The 19,348-nt window shown below is 65.6% G+C and carries 18 protein-coding genes and 1 pseudogene; 4 read left to right on the top strand and 15 right to left on the bottom strand.

The window, feature by feature from the left end:
* Nucleotides 1–228 precede the first annotated feature (228 nt).
* From NG698_RS03740 to NG698_RS03725, 4 genes and pseudogenes are all read right to left on the bottom strand, one after another.
* Nucleotides 229–1,238, bottom strand: a pseudogene (locus NG698_RS03740) (dehydrogenase family protein).
* 86 nt (nt 1,239–1,324) lie between these two features.
* Entirely contained in the window at nt 1,325–2,137 is an 813-nt protein-coding gene (nagB, locus tag NG698_RS03735; protein ID WP_252608118.1) for a glucosamine-6-phosphate deaminase, read from the bottom strand.
* On the bottom strand, nt 2,118–3,416 hold the full coding sequence (locus NG698_RS03730) for an N-acetylglucosamine-6-phosphate deacetylase (protein WP_252608116.1): 1,299 nt from the start codon (nt 3,414–3,416) through the stop codon (nt 2,118–2,120). Before NG698_RS03730 ends, nagB begins: the two co-directional genes overlap by 20 nt.
* Nucleotides 3,406–4,680 (bottom strand): PTS transporter subunit EIIC, encoded by a 1,275-nt coding sequence (locus tag NG698_RS03725; RefSeq protein ID WP_252599100.1) that lies wholly within the window; start codon nt 4,678–4,680, stop codon nt 3,406–3,408. The genes NG698_RS03730 and NG698_RS03725 overlap by 11 nt, the downstream gene beginning before the upstream one ends.
* A gap of 186 nt (nt 4,681–4,866) precedes the next feature.
* On the opposite strand from NG698_RS03725, the gene NG698_RS03720 reads away from it, so the two are divergent.
* The 4 genes from NG698_RS03720 to NG698_RS03705 all read left to right on the top strand — a co-directional run bounded on the left by NG698_RS03720 (nt 4,867) and on the right by NG698_RS03705 (nt 7,360).
* On the top strand, nt 4,867–5,097 hold the full coding sequence (locus tag NG698_RS03720) for a PTS sugar transporter subunit IIB (RefSeq protein WP_058930899.1): 231 nt from the start codon (nt 4,867–4,869) through the stop codon (nt 5,095–5,097).
* Nucleotides 5,094–5,624, top strand: a complete 531-nt coding sequence (locus tag NG698_RS03715) for a PTS sugar transporter subunit IIA (protein WP_252608109.1) — start codon at nt 5,094–5,096, stop codon at nt 5,622–5,624. The genes NG698_RS03720 and NG698_RS03715 overlap by 4 nt, the downstream gene beginning before the upstream one ends.
* 5 nt (nt 5,625–5,629) lie before the next feature.
* Nucleotides 5,630–6,349: a GntR family transcriptional regulator gene (locus tag NG698_RS03710; protein ID WP_252599103.1), complete on the top strand. Its 720-nt coding sequence runs from the start codon at nt 5,630–5,632 to the stop codon at nt 6,347–6,349.
* Between the two features lie 153 nt (nt 6,350–6,502).
* Nucleotides 6,503–7,360, top strand: a complete 858-nt coding sequence (locus tag NG698_RS03705; RefSeq protein WP_252599105.1) for a prephenate dehydratase — start codon at nt 6,503–6,505, stop codon at nt 7,358–7,360.
* Here NG698_RS03705 and NG698_RS03700 read toward each other — a convergent pair.
* The 11 genes from NG698_RS03700 to dnaK all read right to left on the bottom strand — a co-directional run bounded on the left by NG698_RS03700 (nt 7,350) and on the right by dnaK (nt 19,268).
* A complete protein-coding gene (locus tag NG698_RS03700) occupies nt 7,350–9,317 on the bottom strand; it encodes an FAD-binding monooxygenase (RefSeq protein WP_252608107.1) in 1,968 nt (655 codons plus the stop codon). The two genes, NG698_RS03705 and NG698_RS03700, sit on opposite strands and share 11 nt — an antisense overlap.
* A 156-nt stretch (nt 9,318–9,473) precedes the next feature.
* Nucleotides 9,474–9,845 (bottom strand): hypothetical protein, encoded by a 372-nt coding sequence (locus NG698_RS03695; protein WP_252599215.1) that lies wholly within the window; start codon nt 9,843–9,845, stop codon nt 9,474–9,476.
* Nucleotides 9,846–9,996: 151 nt separating this feature from the next.
* On the bottom strand, nt 9,997–10,692 hold the full coding sequence (gene urtE / locus NG698_RS03690) for an urea ABC transporter ATP-binding subunit UrtE (RefSeq protein WP_252608105.1): 696 nt from the start codon (nt 10,690–10,692) through the stop codon (nt 9,997–9,999).
* Nucleotides 10,689–11,492, bottom strand: a complete 804-nt coding sequence (urtD, locus tag NG698_RS03685; protein ID WP_252608103.1) for an urea ABC transporter ATP-binding protein UrtD — start codon at nt 11,490–11,492, stop codon at nt 10,689–10,691. The genes urtE and urtD overlap by 4 nt, the downstream gene beginning before the upstream one ends.
* Nucleotides 11,489–12,631 carry an urea ABC transporter permease subunit UrtC gene (gene urtC / locus NG698_RS03680; RefSeq protein ID WP_252608101.1) on the bottom strand — a complete coding sequence of 381 codons (1,143 nt, stop codon included), beginning with the start codon at nt 12,629–12,631 and terminating at the stop codon, nt 11,489–11,491. The genes urtD and urtC overlap by 4 nt, the downstream gene beginning before the upstream one ends.
* A complete protein-coding gene (gene urtB / locus NG698_RS03675) occupies nt 12,628–13,512 on the bottom strand; it encodes an urea ABC transporter permease subunit UrtB (RefSeq protein ID WP_056341284.1) in 885 nt (294 codons plus the stop codon). The genes urtC and urtB overlap by 4 nt, the downstream gene beginning before the upstream one ends.
* Before the next feature lie 34 nt (nt 13,513–13,546).
* Nucleotides 13,547–14,812 carry an urea ABC transporter substrate-binding protein gene (gene urtA, locus NG698_RS03670; RefSeq protein ID WP_252608100.1) on the bottom strand — a complete coding sequence of 422 codons (1,266 nt, stop codon included), beginning with the start codon at nt 14,810–14,812 and terminating at the stop codon, nt 13,547–13,549.
* Between the two features lie 369 nt (nt 14,813–15,181).
* Nucleotides 15,182–15,607, bottom strand: coding sequence for a heat shock protein transcriptional repressor HspR (locus tag NG698_RS03665; RefSeq protein ID WP_308216161.1), 426 nt, complete (start codon nt 15,605–15,607; stop codon nt 15,182–15,184).
* Nucleotides 15,608–15,622: 15 nt separating this feature from the next.
* Nucleotides 15,623–16,603 carry a DnaJ C-terminal domain-containing protein gene (locus tag NG698_RS03660; RefSeq protein ID WP_252599113.1) on the bottom strand — a complete coding sequence of 327 codons (981 nt, stop codon included), beginning with the start codon at nt 16,601–16,603 and terminating at the stop codon, nt 15,623–15,625.
* A 95-nt stretch (nt 16,604–16,698) separates the two neighbouring features.
* The gene (locus NG698_RS03655; RefSeq protein ID WP_252599114.1) at nt 16,699–17,385 is read right to left on the bottom strand and encodes a nucleotide exchange factor GrpE; all 687 of its coding nucleotides are present in this window, start codon (nt 17,383–17,385) and stop codon (nt 16,699–16,701) included.
* Nucleotides 17,386–17,387: 2 nt separating this feature from the next.
* Nucleotides 17,388–19,268: a molecular chaperone DnaK gene (dnaK, locus tag NG698_RS03650; protein WP_252599115.1), complete on the bottom strand. Its 1,881-nt coding sequence runs from the start codon at nt 19,266–19,268 to the stop codon at nt 17,388–17,390.
* Nucleotides 19,269–19,348 lie beyond the last annotated feature (80 nt).

Below are 19,348 nucleotides of genomic sequence, written 5' to 3'. Positions count from 1 at the left end.
CCATGAACCTGATGGGCAAGTCGAGCAGCTCCAGCGGCCCATGGGGCCCTCGCCGTCAAGCAGGAGTGAGTCGCTCGATTCCATGGTGTATTCGTAGGCGCCGTGTCCGTAAACCATCTTTCCGGCAAGCATGTAAATAGACTCCGTGCCCGGATGCTGGAACAACGCAAGCGGCCACCGACCCTTGCTTGTGTCGGTGGCCGATATGAGCGTCAGTGTGAGTGTGCGCTAGATAAGCCCCTGCGCGAGCATGGAATCAGCCACCTTGACGAAGCCGCCGATGTTGGTGCCCAGCACGTAGTTGCCGGGGTCGCCGTACTCGTCCGCGGTTGAAGCGCAGCGGTGGTGGATGCCCACCATGATCTCGGTGAGCCGCTGTTCTGTGTGCTCGAAGGACCAGGAATCGCGGCTGGCGTTCTGCTGCATCTCAAGCGCCGACGTCGCCACGCCGCCTGCGTTCGCGGCCTTGCCCGGCCCGAACAGCACACCGGCATCCTGGAACACCGAGACAGCGTCACGGGTGGAGGGCATGTTGGCGCCTTCGCCGATCGCGACCAGGCCGTTGCGGACCAACCGCGCGGCAGCATCGCCGTCGAGCTCGTTCTGCGTGGCGCAGGGCAGCGCCACCGTTGCGTCGACATCCCACACCGATCCGGCTTCCACATAGGAAACGCCGGGGCGGCGCACTGCATAATCCTTGAGGCGTCCGCGTTCAACTTCCTTGACCTCGCGGAGGAGCGCGACGTCGATTCCCGCCTCATCCACGATGTAGCCGGAGGAGTCGGAGAAGGCCACCACGCTGGCACCGAGCGTCTGCGCCTTGGCAATGGCGTTGATGGCCACGTTGCCGGAACCCGACACCACCACGCGCTGCCCGTCGAAGGAGGACCCCCGGGTTTTCAGCATCTCCTGGGTGAAGATGACGGTGCCAAAGCCGGTGGCTTCCGGCCGCACCAGGGAGCCGCCCCAGGACATGCCTTTCCCGGTGAGGACGCCGGATTCGGGAAGCCACGGTTGATCTGCACGCGGCCGGAATCGTCGGTCCACGGGACGCGGAAGATGATCTGGCGTTCGGGCTCGCAGAGCCGCTCCAGGATGGCGGCTTCGAGCAGCTCGGGGTGCCGGTCGTGGACGGGACCAAGGCTCTCAAAGACCTCGGTCACTGCCTGGTGGAATTCAGCTTCACCTGGGTGCCGCGCCAGTACCGTATTCCGGATGGCCTCAAGCCGAGCGTCCACGCCGCCTCCTCTAGTTCAACAGTTATTCCATGCAGTGGTAGCAAAATTTCATTTGGCGGAATCCAATGCGACGAATGTCACCTTCTTCAACGGCTGACCGGCTGCCGGAGCCAGGGCCTCGTGGGCGTTTGGCCCAGCCTGTCGTTGAAGTCCTGGGCTTCCCGGTAGTAATCCAGCAGGCTTAGCTGGGAAGCGGCTCCCGGGTCCAGGATGACAACTGCCCGGCGGTGCAGCTGGAGCACCGACGCGGGGCAGTGGGCACTGACCGGACCTTCCACCATGGCCTGCACAGCGGCGGCCTTGTTCTCCCCCATCGCCACCAGCACTGCCAGTTTGGCTTCGCTGATGGTCCCGAGGCCCTGCGTCAGGCACAGCCGCGGAACATCGCCGTCGGAAAAGAACCGCGCGTTGTCAGCCCGCGTGGCCCCGGCGAGGGTCTTCACCCTCGTGCGGGAAGCCAGTGACGACGTCGGCTCGTTGAAGCCTATGTGGCCGTTGGCGCCGATGCCCAGGATCTGGATGTCCACACCCCCGCCGGCGGCGATGGCTGCGTCATAACGGTCAGCCTCGGCCACCAGGTCCGGCGCGTCCCCCTGCGGGGTAAAGAGCCGTTCCAGGGGCAGGTCCACATGGTCGACGAACTCCCGCCGGATGGTGGAGTAGTACGACTGCCCGTGCTCCGGCGGCAAACCCGCGTATTCGTCCAGCGTGAAGCCGGCGACCTTGCCGAAGCTGAGCTGCTCCTCGCGGTGCCGCCGGATGAGCTCCTGGTACGTGGATCGCGGGGAGCCGCCGGTCGCCAGCCCCAGCACGGCCGGTCCCTGCCGGACCCGGGCTTCAATGATGTCCGCCGCCCGGGCTCCTACGTGATCGGCGGACTCACACAGAACTATCTGCACGGTCATTCCTTTCCTGCGTTTGTGGTGTGCCGGCGCGGTATGCCTGCACGAGTTCAAGTTCTTCGGTGGTCACCAGCACGTCCGCCCGGCAACCCGCGGCAATGGCTCCCACCCGGTTGGGGCCAGGCCGATCCAGGCCCATCAGCCGCGCCGGAGTGGAGGATGCCGCGACGACGGCATCGGCCAGGGGAACGCCCCACTCAACGCAGCGGCGGACGTTCTCCAGCAGGTGGCTCGTCGCGCCGGCGATCGCCCCGGGACCGGCGTCGGGAGCGGCGGCGGGACCGGCGTCGGCGGTTCCGGCCAGGCGCGCCACGCGGTCCTGGACCAGCACGTCCAGGCTGCCGAGAGTGTAATGGCCGTCGGACATGCCCGCCGCCGCCATCGCATCCGTAATGAGCGCAATGGAGCGGGGTCCCACCAGCCCGAAGACCATGCGGACGATCTCCGGGTCCAGGTGCACGCCGTCGGCAATCAGTTCCAGCACCACCTGCCCGGGTGACTGCTCGGCCGCCTGCAACAGGACCGCAATGGGCCCGGGCGTGCGGTGGCCCAGCGGGGGCATCCGGTTGAACAGGTGCGTGGCCGACCACAGGCCGCCAACCCCACCGTCTACGCCGCCCAGGGCTTCCCGGGTGCGGGAAGCCGTGGCGGCGGTATGGCCAAGGGAAGGCACGACGCCGTGTTCCCGGCAGAGCTGCACGAGCTCGGCAAAGTGCGGGGTTTCGGGGGCAAGAGTCAGTGACCGCACGGTCCCTCGTCCCGCCTCAAGCCATTGCTGCAGGAGCGCCGGGTCGCCGTCGATGATGGCTGCCGGGTCCTGGGCCCCGCACATGCTTGTGGTGATGAACGGCCCTTCCAGGTGCAGGCCGGCCAGGGTGCCGTCCTGCACCAGGTCCCGCAGCACCTCGATCTGTTCCAGCAGTACCTGCGACGGCGCCGAGACCAGCGAGGCGAGTACCGACGTCGTGCCCTGCGCTGCATGGTGGCCGGCAGCCAGGCGCGCGCCGTCCGCATCCGCGGAGAAAGTGTGCCCCACGGCACCGTGGCAGTGGACGTCCACGAGTCCGGGCAGGATGAGCGGCACTTGCCGGAGATCGGCGTCGAAACCTACCGGCAGGTCCGACGTCGGGCCGCACCACACGATGTTCCCTCCGGCCATCACCACGGTGCCGTCGTCGATCACCGCAGCACCGGGGAGTCCGGTGACGAGGCGGCCCCGCAGCCCCACCCCGTCGCCGGCCCCGCTGCCCCGGGCCGACGAAGGCTCAGCTGGCATCGGCTTTGGCCATTGAGCCGTTCTCGTCGTTTTCATCTTCGCGGCCCATGGTGCGCAGGTTCCAGCGACGGATCACAAAGCGGAACACCACGTAGTACACGGCGGCGTAGCCCAGCCCGATGGGGATCAGCCACAGCGGATTCTGTGCGATGCCGAAGTTCAGGACGTAGTCGATCGCTCCTGCTGAGAATCCGAACCCGTGATGGATGCCGAGGAAGTTGACCAGCATCATGGACGTCCCGGTCAGGAAGGCATGGACGACGTACAGCGGCCAGGCCACGAACATAAACGAGAACTCCAGCGGTTCGGTGATCCCGGTGAGGAAGGCCGTGAGGCCGGTGGAGAGCATGATGCCGCCCACGATCTTCTTCTGCGACGGCTTGGCTTCCTGCCAGATGGCGAGGGCGGCTGCGGGCAGGGCGAACATCATGATGGGGAAGAAGCCGGTCATAAAGACGCCGGCGGTGGGGTCCCCGGCGAAGAACCGGTTCAGGTCGCCGTGGGCGCCGTCGTAGTCGCCGATGATGAACCAGACGATGGAGTTCAGGATGTGGTGCAGGCCCAGCGGAATGAGCAGCCGGTTGAGGACGCCATAGACCCCGCTGCCCACCACGGTGTTGTCCGCCACCGTGTTGCCCACGGCAGTCAGCCCGTTGTTGAACAGCGGATACAGCAGCGCCATGGCCACGCCGATCACGATGGCGGCGAAGGACGTCAGGATGGGCACCAGGCGGCGGCCCGCGAAGAAGCCCAGCCAGTCCGGCAGGGTGGTGCGGTGGAAACGCTGCCACAGCAACGCCGTCGTCAGGCCCATCACAATGCCTGCCAGCACGCCGTAATTGATGACGGGATCCTTGCCGCCCTCGGGGGCGGCTCCCAGCACCAGCGGGGCCATGACCTTGAAGACGTTGGTGAGGACCAGGTATCCGACGACGGCGGCAAGGGCCGTGGAACCGTCACCCTTTTTGGCGAAACCGAAGGAGATGCCGACGGCGAAGAGCAGCGGCAGGTTCTCGAACAGGGCGCCGCCGGCGGCGCCGATGACCTGGGCGACGGTGGTCAGGGATTCGAACCTGCCCAGCAGGTCGTCTTGGCCCAGGCGCAAAAGCAGCGCCGCCGCGGGGAGGGCGGCGATGGGGAGCATAAGGCTGCGGCCGAAGCGCTGCATGTTCTGCAGCGCTTTTCCGCTGCCCTTGCCCTTGCCTGGTGCCGGGGCGGCCAGTGGGCCGGCCTCGGCGGAAGCTGATGGGTTTTCAGTCGTCATAATGTTCCTCGTCTCGAAGAGGGTGGTGCTTGTGCGGGGATGCTTGATTCAGTAGAGTCTAGCTAACTGGTTATAACCAGTGACAACCATCACTGTGAAGGGCGCCGACCTCAGTTGTCAACCTCAAGCCGTAAAAAAGCTTCCGGACCCGGCGTCATTCACCGCGAAACGAACTCAGGAGTGGACATGTCCAAAGCAGAAATCATCCTCGCCGCCCTTGGCGGCGCCGATAACGTCGAAGAAATCGAAGGGTGCATCACCCGCCTTCGCACCGAGGTGGTGGACTCCTCCCGCGTTGACGAGGCCGCCCTCAAGGCCGCGGGTGCCCACGGCGTCATGATGTCCGGCACGGTGGTCCAGGTGGTTGTGGGTCCGGAAGCCGAAAGCCTCGCCGAAGACATCCAGGATCTGATGTGAGCAGTCCTGAGGTGAGCACGCCTGACGTGAGCACGCCGGACGTGAGCACGGAAGCACCGGCCCAGGTCATCAGCGTTGTCGCCCCGCTGCCGGGCCGGCTCATTCCCCTGGACGAGGTGCCGGACCCCGTGTTCGCCAAGGGGCTTGTAGGCGGCGGCGCCGCCGTAATTCCCGACGACGACGCCGGCGTCCTCACCGCCGTCGCACCGCTGGACGGCCGGGTCATCAAGGTCATGCCGCACGCCTACATCGTCCAGCACGCGTCTGGGCCCGCAGTGCTGGTCCACGTCGGCATCGACACCGTCGGGCTGAAGGGCGAGGGCTTCGCCGTGCTCGCGCAAAAGGGGGACCAGGTCCGCGCCGGCGACCCCATGATCACCGTGGACGTCACATTGGTCCGCTCAAAGGACCTGAGCATGTGCAGTCCCGTGGTGATCCTGGACAGCGCGGCGGACGCCATCGAACCTCCGGCCTCCGGTGGCCGCGTGGAAGCAGGCGGCCACCTGTTCAAAATTCCCGGAAAATAGGAGACATGGATACGGCAGGGGAACTAAAACACGTCTGGGTCCGCAGGCAACTCCAGGACCTGGTGTCCAGCACGCTGCGGCCCGGCGACGCCCTGCTGGGTGAGCGGCAACTGGAGGAGCAGTTCGGCGTCTCCCGCATCACGGTGCGCCGTGCCATTTCGGACCTGGTCCAGGACGGCGCATTGGTGCGGATCAAGGGGAAGGGCACGTTCGTCTCCCACGGGCTGGTGCGTTCCACCCTGCACCTGGCCTCGTTCAACGAGGACATGCGGGCCGCCGGATTCGAACCCAGCACACGGGTCATCAACGCCTCCACGGCATTGCCGCCGGCGGCGGCCGCCGATCACCTCGGGCTGGCGCCCGGGGAAACTGCCTTTCGCGTCCGCAGGCTGCGGCTCGCGAACGGCGCGCCCGTCAGTGTGGACGAATCGTGGCTGCCGCCCGCGCTGGTCCCCGGGCTGCTCTCGGAAGACCTGACGGGATCCCTTTACCGGGCCCTCGGCGCCGCGGGGCACCCGGTGCAGCACGCCGAACAGACCGTCGAGGCCGCCGCCGCCCCTGACGAGACCGCCGCGCTGCTGGACATCGAACCCGGGTCACCGGTCCTGCTCTTCCGGCGCCGTTCGTTCACCGGCCAGGAGGACCCCGGCACACCCATCGAATACGCCGTCTCAACGTACCGCTCGGACCGGTACCAGGTGTCCATGCGGCTGGGCGCGGGCTAAGCCATGCTTACGCCGCACCAATACGTCTGGCTCCGCGTCACCCACCTCTGATGCCCCAACTGAGTAGCGCTATCTGCCGTTCTGGACCCTCAAAACGGCACTTGACGCTACTCAGTTGGGTGGGCAGGCACCTGACGTGAAACCATACGGACCATGGCCCAGAAGATTGCGTACCAGGGTGAGCCCGGCGCCAACTCCAATATCGCGTGCATGCAGATGTTCCCCCAGCTGGAAAGCGTTCCCTGCGCCAGCTTCGAGGACGCCTTCGAGCTGGTCTCCAGCGGCGAGGCGGAGCTGGCGATGATTCCGATTGAGAACTCGATCGCCGGCAGGGTGGCAGACATCCATATCCTCCTCCCCCAGTCGCACCTGCAGATCGTGGGCGAGTTCTTCCTGCCCATCCACTTTGACCTGCTGGGCATTCCGGGCAGCACTATCGAGGCGGCCACGGAGGTCCACAGCCACATCCACGCCCTGGGCCAGTGCCGCCGCCTGATCCGGGAGGCCGGGCTGCGTCCTGTCATTGCCGGGGACACCGCCGGATCCGCCCGGGAGGTCCGCGAGTGGAACGACCCCACCAAGCTGTCCCTCGCTCCCCCGCTCGCGGCCGAGATCTACGGCCTTGACGTGCTGGCGTCGCGGGTCGAGGACGACCCGTCCAACACCACCCGTTTTGTGGTCCTGGCGCGGGAAAAGGAACTGCCCACCCGGGAAGAGCTGCCCGGACCGGCGGTGGCCAGCTTTGTGTTCCGCGTCAGGAACGTCCCGTCGGCGCTGTTCAAGGCGCTGGGCGGGTTCGCCACGAACGGCGTGAACATGACCCGGCTGGAGAGCTACATGGTGGGGGACGAATTCGCCGCCACAATGTTCATGGTGGACGTCGAAGGCCACCCCGAGGACCTGCCGTTGCGCCTGGCCCTTGAGGAACTGGATTTCTTCACCACCGAAGTCCGCATCCTGGGCGTCTATCCCGCCGCCGGTTTCCGGACCGCGCAGACAGTCACTGTCTGATCGCTGGCCGCTGGAGCGGAGCGAAAAACGCGGCGAGTTCGGCCGTCGCGTCCAGGGGCAGGACGTTGGCCACGTACTGGTCCGGCCGCACCACCACCACCACGCCGCCGCGGTCCAGGCCCCGGAGCTCGAAGATGTCAGCGGCGGGATCGGTGGCGTAGACCTTTTCGTAGTCCGTCAGCTGGAACGGCCCCACTGACGGCTTGAACGCCGCCGGAACCGCACCGATATCAACGTTTGTGTGGTCCTGCTGGTAGATGACCTTCACATCGAACCACGCGTCCCGGTCAGCGCCCGACGGCGTAGCGGCCAGCGGTGATTCCGGCGAGTTCGCGATCCACTCGGCGAAGCCGGAGACGGACGACGGCGGCGCGTGCTGTCCCGCCGTCGGCTGTCCGGCATCCTGTTGTCCCGCCGTCGGCTGTTCTGCGGACGACGTCGCCGCATCGGATGCTGCCGCGTCGGCGAAGACGTAGATGCGCCACCGGCCGTCCGCTGTGGCGTGGTGGCCGAGATGCATCGGGTTGCCGTCGCACACCCGCACCACGGGCGCGGACTTGAACCGCTTGCCGATGGGGAAGCCGGCGGCCAGGTGCTGGTGCACCGGTTCTGCGGTAATCATGGACGGCGTGTACTGGGTCATGAAGCCCGCGGGGAACTCGGCGGTGCTGACGTAGAAGTCCTCAAGCTCGGAGGGGTTCGCAAACTCCTCCGGCTTCTTCGCCATCATGGTGGACCACTCTTTGTCGAAGTCGATCAGGTTCTTCGCCACCACCTGCCGCTCGGCCGAGTACGTGGCCAGCAGGCTGGCGGGGCTGCGGCCCTCGAGCACATGCCCGAGCTTCCAGCCGAGGTTGAAGCCGTCCTGCAGCGAGACGTTCATGCCCTGGCCGGCCTTGGCGCTGTGCGTGTGGCAGGCATCGCCGGTGATGAACACGCGGGGTGTGCGCGTCCCGCGCTGGTCCGGAAGGACGTCGTCGAACCTGTCCGTGAGGCGGTGGGCGACCTCATACACGCTGTGCCAGGCGACATTGCGGACGTCCAAGGTGTAGGGGTGCAGGATGGTGTTCGCGTGGTCGATGATTTGCTCGATGGTGGTGCTGCGCACGGCCCCGTGGTCCTCCGGCGCGACGTCGCCGAGGTCAACGTACATGCGGAAGAGGTGCCCGCCTTCGCGCGGGATTAGCAGGATGCTGCCGCCCGCACCGGACTGGATGGCGCATTTTGTGCGGATGTCGGGGAAGTCGGTGACGGCGAGAACGTCCATGACTCCCCACGCGTGATGGGCCTGGTCACCGGCCATGGTGCAGCCGATCGAGTCGCGCACCTTGCTGCGTGCGCCGTCCGCGCCGACGACGTACCTGGCTCGGACAACACGCGTCTTGCCCTCGTCAGGTCCTGAAGTGTGGACGAGCCTCACGGCGACTGGGTAGTCGCCGTCGCCGATTTCGAGGCTGCGGAACTCATAGCCGAAGTCGGGCGACATCCGCGCTGGCGCGTTGGCCATGTACTCGGCGAAGTAGTCCAGCACGCGGGCCTGGTTGACGATCAGGTGCGGGAACTCGCTGACGCCCGTGGGGTCGTCCGTCGTGCGGGCGGCGCGGGCGATCCGGGAGTGGTCGGCGGGGTCCGGTTTCCAGAACGCCATTTCGGTGATGCGGTAAGCCTCGGCGATGATGCGCTCCGCGAACCCGAACGCCTGGAAGGTTTCGACGCTGCGGGCCTGGATACCATCCGCCTGGCCGATGACGAGCCGCCCGGGGCGGCGCTCCACGATGCGCGTGGTGACGCCAGGGAACCGGGAGAGCTGGGCCGCGGTGAGCATGCCCGCAGGACCGGTGCCCACGATGAGCACGTCCACTTCGTCGGGAAGCTCGGCAGGCCGGTCCAGACCGACGCCGGATGCTGGCTGGACCCGCGGGTCACCGGATACGTAACCGTGGTGGTGGAACTGCACGGGCTTTCCTCACTTCGTTGTGCGGCTGGCAGGCATCGAGTTCGATAATAGAACTCGATGTTCCATATATGAATCCTGCCCTGAAGTGGAAGTCTACGCGGCAGTGATGCAGGCCACAACCGGCACCGGCGACCGTGTGCCCGGGTCGCCGGAGTCCTACCCCATCGCCGGCGCTACCGACGTTCCGGAGCTGAACTGGCTGCGGGCCCAGCGGGCGAGTTTTTTGCCCTTGCCCTTCCACCAGTTGTCCTCGTCCTTGTCGTGGTGCAGACGGAAGATGATGGCCACCATCACGAACATCGACATGCCAACGTCCATCCAGGACCAGGCCAGCGCGTCGATCAGCACGCTCATGCCGGCGGCGATGATGGACGGAACGGCCAGCGTCCGGAAGACCGTGCTGGCCACATAGCGCCGGTGCGACCTCGGCACGGACAGCGCCCGCACCATGTCAAAGCACATGCAAACCACAACGACGGTCTGACCGATGGCAAGCAGGATCAGCCCGGCACTGGACCCTGCGAACATAACGACTGAAGAACCAAACACGCGAAAACCCCCAAAGGCTCGAACCTGCACTGTTAGACCTAGCTGAAGTTCCATTCAAGCCAGTGGGGGGTGGTCCGGTCACGAGTAGTGAGTACTCGCTTTTCGGCATCAGACAAGCATTGTTCTCGCCTCAGATGAGCATCGCCTGCCGCACATTGCCCGCTGATCCAGCGCCGCCGGCTCCCGAGGAGGAAACCCTTCCGGCCGAAAGGACGTAGTAGCTGTCCGCGGCATGGAGGGCAAAACCGATGTGCTGCTCCACCAGGAGGATGCTCATGCCGTTGCGCTGGGACAGCTTGAGGATGGTCGCTTCGATCTCCGCCACAACGTTGGGCTGGATGCCTTCGGTTGGTTCGTCCAGGATCAGAAGGCGCGGCTCGGTGATCAACGCCCGGGCAATGGCAAGCTGCTGCCGCTGGCCGCCCGACAACAGCCCGGCCCGCCGTGCCAGCAGCGGACGGAGCGCGGGAAACATATCGAGGGCCTCTGCCACGCGTTCATTGCCGTTCCTGCGCCCGTCCGCGATGAGCTGCAGATTCTCCATAACGGACAGCTGCCCGAATGACTGCTGGCCCTGTGGTACATAGGCCATGCCCCGCGCCATCCGCTGGTGTGGGCGGAGGGCCGAGATGTCCTCCCCGTCCAGGGTGATGCGTCCGGCCATGGGTTTGAGGAGCCCGACGACGGCGCGCAGCAGCGTCGTTTTGCCGGCGCCGTTGTGCCCCAGAACCGAGACGACGGCTCCCTCCCGGACGGTCACGCTCACCCCGGAGATCACCTGAGTACGGCCGTAACCGGTCTGCAGATTTTCGATTTCGAGCATCATTGGCCTTCCGTTGCCGCGGTCCCCAGGTACACGTCCTGCACCTTCTTGTCGGCCTGCACCTGCGCTACGCTTCCCTCACTGAGGACCTTGCCCGCGGCAAGGACAGAGACCGATGTCGCGAACTCCCGGACGAAGTCCATATCGTGCTCAATTACGAGGGTGATCCGGTTGGCTGCGATGCGGCGCAGCAGCTCGCCGGTTTCCCCGCGCTCGTCCTGGCTCATCCCCGCGATTGGCTCGTCCAGGAGGAGCACGTCCGAGTTCTGCACCAGGAGCATGCCGATTTCCAGCCACTGCTTCTGTCCGTGGGCGAGGATGCCTGCCTTCTTGTCCGCCGCGCCTGCCAGGCCGATGATTTCCAGGGCCTCTTCCACGGCTGGTTCCACGGACTTCCGGCGGCGGAGCATCTGCAGCGGGCTGCGGCTGGAGCCGGCAGCGATGTCGAGGTTCTGGAGTACGGAGAGGTTCTCAAACACGCTTGCGGTCTGGAACGTGCGCCCCACACCCAGCCGGGCGATCTTGTGCACTTTGCGGCCGAGGATCTCTGTGCCGGTGTGGTTCACCGATCCCGTAGCCGGCACCAGCCCGGTGATGGCATCAATTACCGTCGTTTTCCCGGCACCATTGGGTCCGATCAAGAACCGCAGGTCGCCCTGGATCACATCAAGGTTGACGTTGTCCACGGCGAGGAATCCGTCAAAGGAAACCGAGAGGTTACGGACTTCGAGGTATTTTGGCCGGCCGCGGCGCCAACCCCCGGCCTGGGGCTCCCCGTCAGGGAGCAGCGTGGGCGTCGTCATCTGCTGACCTCCTCAGGCTTGGTGGCTCGCTCTTCAACGTCGGGATCTGGCGCGTCGGGCGGCGCTACGGGATCTGACGCTTCGGGCGGCGTTCTGCGCCGCCTGCCCAGCAGGGCCGGCAATGAGGCAAGCCCGCCCGGCATAAACCCGATGACCAGGACAAACAGCAGGCCCTGGAAGTACACCCAGAAGGACGGGAAAGTGGATGACAGGCTGGACTGGGCCGCGGCGACGCAGACGGCGCCGAGGACCGGCCCCAGAAGGGTGCCGCGGCCGCCGATTGCGACGCCGATAAGGAATGCGATGGACGGGATCACGCCCACGTCCGCAGGCGAGATGATCCCGACGATCGGGACGAACAACGCCCCCGCGACGCCTGCCAGGACGGCGGCAGCCACGTAGATGACGGTTTTGACGGTCGCCGGATCGTAGCCCAGGAAACGGACGCGCTCCTCCTGGTCCCGGACCGCCACCAGCAGCTCGCCGAAACGGCTGTGCATCAGCTGCCGGGCAATGGCGACCGACAGCAGCAGGACCACCGCCGCGATCATGTACAGCATGAGCTTGTTGTTCGGGTCCTTCAGGTCAAAACCGAAGAATGACCGGAATCCGTTCAGTCCGTTGGACCCTCCGGTTGTAGCCTGCTGGCCAATCAGGAACACTGCGAAGGCCGCCGCCAGCGCTTGGCTGAGAATCGCGAAATAGGCACCTTTGACGCGGCGCTTGAAGATCGCGAAGCCCAGGACGAGTGCCACCAGCCCCGGAACCAGGACCACGGCGAGGAGCGTCACTGCGGGGCTCCGGAACGGTTCCCACCAGCCTGGAACCTCGCCGCTGCCGTAGAGGGACATAAAGTCCGGCACCCCGGAGCCGCCGAAGAGCGATGCGTCGGCCAGCTTCATGTGCATGGCCATGATGTAGGCCCCGAGTCCGAAGAACACCCCCTGGCCCAGGGTCAGCATGCCGCCGCGTCCCCATGCCAGGCCGATACCGACTGCCACGATGGCAAAGCAGAGGAACTTCCCTAGCAGGCCGAGGTTGAACGCCGGAAGCAGCGCGGGTGCAACGCCCAGGAGCAGGACCGCACCAAGGGTGAATCCGGCCACGGTTCCCAACCGCCCGCGCAACAGGCTTTTCATGCCAGGCTCCTTGTTTTGAGGCTGAAGATGCCCTGCGGCCGAAGCTGGAGGAACACCACAATCACGATCAGGATCAGGACCTTGCCGATGCTGGCCGTCGTCGAGTACTCGAAGACGGACTGCAGCACTCCCAGGGCAAAGGCAGCGATGACGGCCCCCTTGATCTGGCCGATACCTCCGGCCACCACCACCAGGAAGGCATCCACTATGTAGTTGGTGCCGAGGTACGGGCTTGTTGAACCTATGAGTGTGACCGCGACGCCGGCGATGCCGGCCAGGCCCGAACCGATGAAGAACGTCAGTTGGTCGCTGCGCCGGGTTGACACCCCACTCGTTTCCGCGAGGTCCCGGTTCAGCACAACGGCCCGGATACGGCGCCCGAGCGGCGTGGCCTTCAGGAGGAGGACCAGGCCGGCGAGGCACAGCAGCGAGAGCCCCAGGATAAAGAGCCGGGTCAGCGGGATGGGAGCGCCCAGCAACTCGATGTTCCCCTGCAGCCATCCCGGTGCGCGGACATCGACGCTGGGTGCCCCGAAGATGTCACGTGCGGCCTGCTGCAGGATCAGGGCCACCCCGAAAGTGACCAGAAGGGTGTCCAGGGGCCGGTGGTACATGCGGCGCAACAGCACCGCTTCGAGCACCAGCCCCAGGACACCTCCCACCAGGAAGCCTGCGGGAATGGACACCAGCAGCGATACGCCGGCGTCGGAGATGGCCTGCTGGACCACAAAGGCCGTGTAGGCCCCGGCCATCATGAACTCGCCGTGGGCCATGTTGATGACCCCCATCTGGCCGAAGGTCAACGACAGTCCCAGTGCCGCCAGGAGCAGCACGGAGCCGAGGCTGAGTCCGGCGAACATCTGCCCTATCAGGAGTTCCATTCCAGCAGGCCTTTCCTCGATGTTTCCGCGGCCGTTACTTGGTCAGGTCCTTGGCCCAGTCGTAAGTGGCCAGGAACGGATCCGGTTCAACCGCCGCGGGCGATGACCACACCGTGTCGATCAGGCCCTCCGCGTTTATCTTGCCGATGCGGGGGGTCTTGGTGATGTGGTTGTTCTCCCCGTTGACCGTGACCAGGCCCTCAGGCGCCTCGAAGGTCACCCCGTCCGCGGCGGCCTGCACCTTGTCCACCTCAAAGGATCCCGCCTTCTCCACGATTGCCTTCCAGAGGTACAGGGAGGTGTAGGCGGCTTCCATGGGGTCGCTCGTTACGCGCTCGGTGCCGAACTTCGACTTGAACGCCGCCACGAACTTCTTGTTGGCTGGCGTGTCCAGGGTCTGGTAGTAGTCCCAGGCAGTCAGTTGGCCTTCGACGTTGTCCAGGCCGATGCCGGGGACTTCCTCCTCGGCGATGGACACGGAGACCACGGGAATGGTGTCGGCGGTCAGGCCAACGCTCCTGTACTGGCGGAAGAAGGCCACATTGCTGTCGCCGTTGAGGGTGTTGAAGACCGCGTCGGCCTTGGAGTCCCGGACTTTGTTGACGATGGTGGAGAATTCCGTGGAGCCCAGCGGGGCGTACTCCTCGCCGAGGACTTCGATGCCCTTGGCCGCGGCGTAGGCCTGGATGATTTTGTTGGCTGTTCGCGGGAAGACGTAGTCACTGCCGACCAGGAACAGGGACTTGGTTCCCTGCTCGGCCAGATAGTCCAACGCCGGGATGATCTGCTGGTTGGTGGTGGCGCCGGTGTAGAAGATGTTCTTCGACGACTCCAGGCCCTCGTACTGCACCGGGTAGAACAGCAGCGCGTCGTTGGCCTCAAACACAGGGAGCATCGCCTTGCGGCTCGAGGAGGTCCAGCCGCCGAATACCGCGGCCGCGCAGTCCTGCTGGATCAGTTTCCCGGCGCGCTCCGCGAACTTGGTCGGTTCGCTGGCGCCGTCCTCGCTGATGACCTCGAGCTGCTTGCCCAGGACACCGCCGGAAGCGTTGATTTCCTCGGCAGCCAGGGACAGGGAGTCGAAGACGGTGCTCTCGCTGATGGCCATGGTGCCGGACAGCGAGTTGATGAACCCGACTTTGATGCTGCTGCCCGAGGTGTCCACACAGGAAGTGCCGCTGCTGGCGGTGGAGCCTGCGGACGCCGGATCCGCGATCTGGCTGCCGCAGCCTGCCAGGACAGTGGCCATGGCGGCTGCCGCCAAGGAATAGAAAGCGCGTTTGGTGACCGAAACCCTCATGTGTACCTGCTTCTCACTCCGCCGTTGCGCTGGGCAGCGGCTCGCCTCCGAGGTCCGTCAGAAGTGACCCCTTGCGATGAACGTAGGAGCGAATTGTTTCAGCGCCTGCCCGGTTGGTTTCGAGACCGTTTCGGGGCGCTCGCCGGGCCGGCCGGGAGTTGAGGCGCACGGCAGGCGTGCGGGAGAAAACCGCGGGAAAACGGGCCCTGGGAGAGTTAACCTGCGGGAAACCTGCCGCGGCGTAACTTTGGCCCGGTAGCCGGACATAATCCGGCCCAGCGCCGTGAAACGGGTCTCACCTGCGGCTATGCGCAACACCCGAGCGGCGGGCAGGGCTATTTATGCGTCGGCCGACTGCCTGAGTGGCGACTATTCGCCCAGCGCCCTGGGCCGCCAGACCACCACGGCTTGGGAGCGCGCACGGGGGCGCTGGCCCCGTGCCAGGCTGACCACATCACCGGCGGCACCGGCCGCGAAGATCCGCGAATCAAGAGGATCACGACGGCGGCCCAGCTCCTCGGTCATCTCGCCCACCCTGCGCTGCAGCGCGGCCACCTGGTTCTCGAGCTCAAGGATCCGTTTGATGCCTTCGAGCGAGACGCCCTCGTGGGACAGCCGCTGGACTTCGCGCAGCATGTTGATGTCCCGCTGCGAATAGCGGCGCGACTTCCCCGGCGCCCGGCTGGGCGAAACAATGCCCAGCCGGTCATACTGCCGGAGCGTCTGCGGGTGCATGTCCGCCAGTTCAGCCGCGACGGAGATCACGAAGATCGGCTGGTCAGCGCTGATGTCCACGGTCTGCTCCGTTGCTTAGAGCCGGGCCTTGGCGGCCAGGCCTTCACGGACATCGGCGTCGGCGGTGGCTTCGGCAAAGGCCTTCACGGCTGCTTCGGCTTCCTTGTTCAGGTTCTTCGGCACCGCGACGTCGATGGTCACCAGGAGATCGCCGGTGACCTTGGAGGTCTTCACGCCGTGGCCTTTGACCCGGAGCGTACGCCCCGAAGGCGTGCCGGCCGGAACACGGACCTTGACGGTCTCGCCGTCGATAGTGGGGACCTGGATGTCGGCGCCCAAAGCAGCTTCCGGGAAGGTGACCGGGACATGGATGCGGAGGTTGTCGCCGTCGCGCGTGTAAAACTCGTGCGGCTTGACGGACACGGCCACCATGAGGTCGCCGTTGCCGGCGGGCCCTGGCTGGCCCTTGCCGCGGACGCGCACTTTCTGGCCGTCCTTGATGCCGGCGGGAACGCGGACGTCAATGACGTCACCGCTGGGTTCGCGCAGGCCGATGGTGGTGCCGCGGATGGACCCGGAGAAGGAAATGCTGGTCGTAGCCGTACGGTCGGCACCCTTCTGCGGCGGGCGCTGGAAGCCCGTCGGGCCGCCGAAGCCGCCGCCGCCAAACAGGTCAGCAAACTCGGGCGGGATGCCGCCTGACGTATTGAACCCGCCGGGCTGGCGCCGCGCGCCGCCGGTGAACAGGCCGCCGAACATGTCCTCGAAGCCGCCGTTCCCGGCACCGGCACCGGCACCGCCGGGGGCAAAGCGCGCGCCGCCACCCATGGCCCGGATGGCGTCATACTGCTGGCGCTCGTCCGGATCAGACAGCACTGAATAGGCCTCGGAGATGTCCTTGAACTTCTTCTCCGACGCAGCGTCCCCCGAGTTGGTGTCCGGGTGGTGCTGGCGGGCAAGTTTCCGGTAGGCCTTCTTGATGTCGGCGTCGGAAGCGTCCTTGGCGATACCAAGGATCGCGTAAAAGTCCTTGTCCACCCAATCCTGGCTAGCCAATGGCGTTTCCTTTCAAATCTCTGTGCCGAGATGGAAGTTCGCGGCAATGTTCCTGCGAATCACTGCCGCGAACTGCCATCTCGATGGGGTAAATGCTACGCAGGAACTGCGACGATAACCTGTGCTGCGCGGAGGACGCGCTCGCCTGACCGGTAGCCGGAGCGGAGGACCTGGCTGACGGTGTCAACCTCGATGTCCTCTCCCGGCTGCTGGATGAGGGCCTCGTGGATCGTGGGATCGAACTCCACTCCGGTCTCATCAATGCGGACCAGGCCGTACGTCTTCAGCGCGTTCTCCAGCTTGGTGGCGATCGCGGCGAACGGGCCGTCGGTCAGGTCACCGTGCTGGCGGGCAGCATCGACGTCGTCCAGTACCGGCAGCAGGGAGTTCAGGACGCCGATAACAGCCATCTCCCCTGCCACGGCCCGGTCGCGCTCGACGCGCTTGCGGTAGTTGACGTATTCAGCCTGGAGGCGGAGGAGATCGTTCTTCAGCTCGGCAGCTTCAGCGTGTCCGGCACCCTGTGCCACCGATTCCTCGGCCGGCACCTCGATGCCGTTCAGGATTTCCTCGGCCTGGGCGAGTGCATCGCCGTCCCTGTCACCAAGCTCGCCGCCAACAGGCTCGCCCACTAGGGGCTCTCCCACCGGCTCGGCAGCGGGCTGCTCGCCCTCCGGGTGCCGGGCCTGCCCGGTCACCGGGTCAACCTTGCGGTTGTCCCGGATGATCGGCTCCTGGTTCGCGGATGAGTTGTGCTCTTCCTCGTTACCGTGGTGCGGCATGGCTACTTCTTCGCTTCGTCTTCGTCGATGATCTCGGCGTCGACGATGTCCTCATCAGCAGCCTTGTCGCCGGCGGGGGCGCCACCAGCGGCGCCTTCGGCACCTGCGGCACCGGTGGCACCGTCCGGCGAACCGGCCTGGGCGTAAATGGCTTCGCCGAGCTTCGACTGGGAAGCCTGGAGCTTCTCGAACGCGGTCTTCACGGCTGCGTCATCGGTGCCTTCGAGGGCCTTCTTGAGCTCGTCGACGTCGGCCTTGACCTCGGTCTTGACCTCTTCGGGCAGCTTGTCGGCGTTGTCGGCGATCAGCTTGTCCACGGAGTAAGCGAGCTGCTCCGCGGTGTTGCGGGTGTCGGTCGCCTCGCGGCGGGCCTTGTCCTCGGCTGCGTGCTCCTCGGCGTCCTTGACCATGCGCTCAATGTCTTCCTTGGAGAGCGCGGTGCCACCGGTGATGGTCATGGACTGTTCCTTGCCGGTGCCCTTGTCCTTCGCGGAGACGTGGACGATGCCGTTGGCGTCGATGTCGAAGGTGACCTCGACCTGCGGGACGCCGCGCGGAGCCGGCGCGATGCCGGTCAGCTCGAACGTGCCCAGCGGCTTGTTGTCGCGGGTGAACTCGCGCTCGCCCTGGAAGACCTGGATGGCCACGGACGGCTGGTTGTCATCAGCCGTGGTGAAGGTCTCGGACCGCTTCGTGGGGATGGCGGTGTTGCGCTCGATCAGGTGCGTCATCACACCACCCTTGGTTTCGATGCCCAGGGACAGCGGGGTGACGTCGATCAGCAGGACGTCCTTGCGCTCGCCCTTCAGAACGCCGGCCTGGAGTGCTGCGCCAACGGCTACAACTTCATCCGGGTTGACGCCCTTGTTCGGTTCCTTGCCTCCGGCCAGTTCCTTGACCAGGTCGTAGACAGCGGGCATGCGGGTGGAACCGCCCACGAGGACGATGTGGTCGATCTCGGAGAGCTTGATGCCGGCTTCCTTGATGACGTCCTGGAACGGCTTCTTGGTGCGGTCCAGCAGGTCCTTCGTGAGGTCCTGGAACTTGGCGCGGGTCAGCTGCTCGTCCAGGTGGACCGGGCCATCGGGGGTGACGGAGAGGTACTGGAGCGAAACGTTGGTGCTGCTGGAAGAAGAGAGTTCCTTCTTGGCCTGCTCCGAGGCTTCACGCAGGCGCTGCAGGGCGATCTTGTCCTTGGACAGGTCAATGCCCTTGACCTTGAGCTGGTTCAGCAGGTAATCAACAACGCGCTGGTCCCAGTCGTCGCCGCCAAGGTGGTTGTCGCCGGCGGTGGAGCGGACCTGGATGGTGGAGAAGTTGTCTTCATCCTTGCCGACTTCCAGCAGGGAGACATCGAAGGTTCCGCCGCCGAGGTCGAAGACCAGGATGAGCTCGTCTTCCTTGCCCTTGTCCAGGCCGTACGCCAGAGCGGCCGCGGTGGGCTCGTTGACGATGCGCAGGACGTTGAGGCCTGCGATTTCGCCGGCCTCCTTGGTGGCCTGGCGCTGGGCGTCGTTGAAGTACGCGGGAACGGTGACGACGGCGTCGGTGACCTTTTCGCCGAGGTAGGACTCGGCATCGTTCTTCAGCTTCATCAGGATGCGTGCGGAGATTTCCTGCGCCGTGTACTTTTTGTCATCGATGGCGACGCTCCAGTCAGTGCCCATGTGGCGCTTGACGGAATGAATGGTGCGGTCGATGTTGTTGACGGCCTGGCGCTTGGCGATCTCGCCAACCAGGACTTCGCCGGACTTGGAGAATGCAACGACGGACGGCGTGGTGCGGCCACCCTCGGCGTTGGCAATAACGGTGGGCTCGCCACCTTCGAGAACGGAGACGACGGAGTTGGTGGTTCCGAGGTCGATACCTACTGCACGTGACATGTGTTGCTTCCTTCTTTCCTTGGAAACTTGCTGGCGCTCGTGTTGAGCGTTCTGCACTCAACTTTACTCAAGGCACAAGC

This window comes from Pseudarthrobacter raffinosi (genome assembly GCF_023913735.1).
Classification (GTDB): Bacteria; Actinomycetota; Actinomycetes; order Actinomycetales; family Micrococcaceae; genus Arthrobacter; species Arthrobacter raffinosi.
The sequence above is the reverse complement of the archived record's forward strand: the minus strand, read 5'-3'. Positions and strand labels throughout refer to the sequence as shown.

Coding starts and splice junctions, on each gene's coding strand:
- NG698_RS03730 (WP_252608116.1), bottom strand. CDS start 3,416: ATGCCAGCTGAGCCTTCGTCGGCCCGGGGCAGCGGGGCCGGCGACGGG.
- NG698_RS03725 (WP_252599100.1), bottom strand. CDS start 4,680: ATGACGACTGAAAACCCATCAGCTTCCGCCGAGGCCGGCCCACTGGCC.
- NG698_RS03720 (WP_058930899.1), top strand. CDS start 4,867: ATGTCCAAAGCAGAAATCATCCTCGCCGCCCTTGGCGGCGCCGATAAC.
- NG698_RS03710 (WP_252599103.1), top strand. CDS start 5,630: ATGGATACGGCAGGGGAACTAAAACACGTCTGGGTCCGCAGGCAACTC.
- NG698_RS03705 (WP_252599105.1), top strand. CDS start 6,503: ATGGCCCAGAAGATTGCGTACCAGGGTGAGCCCGGCGCCAACTCCAAT.
- NG698_RS03695 (WP_252599215.1), bottom strand. CDS start 9,845: ATGTTCGCAGGGTCCAGTGCCGGGCTGATCCTGCTTGCCATCGGTCAG.
- urtE (WP_252608105.1), bottom strand. CDS start 10,692: ATGATGCTCGAAATCGAAAATCTGCAGACCGGTTACGGCCGTACTCAG.
- urtD (WP_252608103.1), bottom strand. CDS start 11,492: ATGACGACGCCCACGCTGCTCCCTGACGGGGAGCCCCAGGCCGGGGGT.
- urtC (WP_252608101.1), bottom strand. CDS start 12,631: ATGAAAAGCCTGTTGCGCGGGCGGTTGGGAACCGTGGCCGGATTCACC.
- urtB (WP_056341284.1), bottom strand. CDS start 13,512: ATGGAACTCCTGATAGGGCAGATGTTCGCCGGACTCAGCCTCGGCTCC.
- urtA (WP_252608100.1), bottom strand. CDS start 14,812: ATGAGGGTTTCGGTCACCAAACGCGCTTTCTATTCCTTGGCGGCAGCC.
- NG698_RS03655 (WP_252599114.1), bottom strand. CDS start 17,385: ATGCCGCACCACGGTAACGAGGAAGAGCACAACTCATCCGCGAACCAG.
- dnaK (WP_252599115.1), bottom strand. CDS start 19,268: ATGTCACGTGCAGTAGGTATCGACCTCGGAACCACCAACTCCGTCGTC.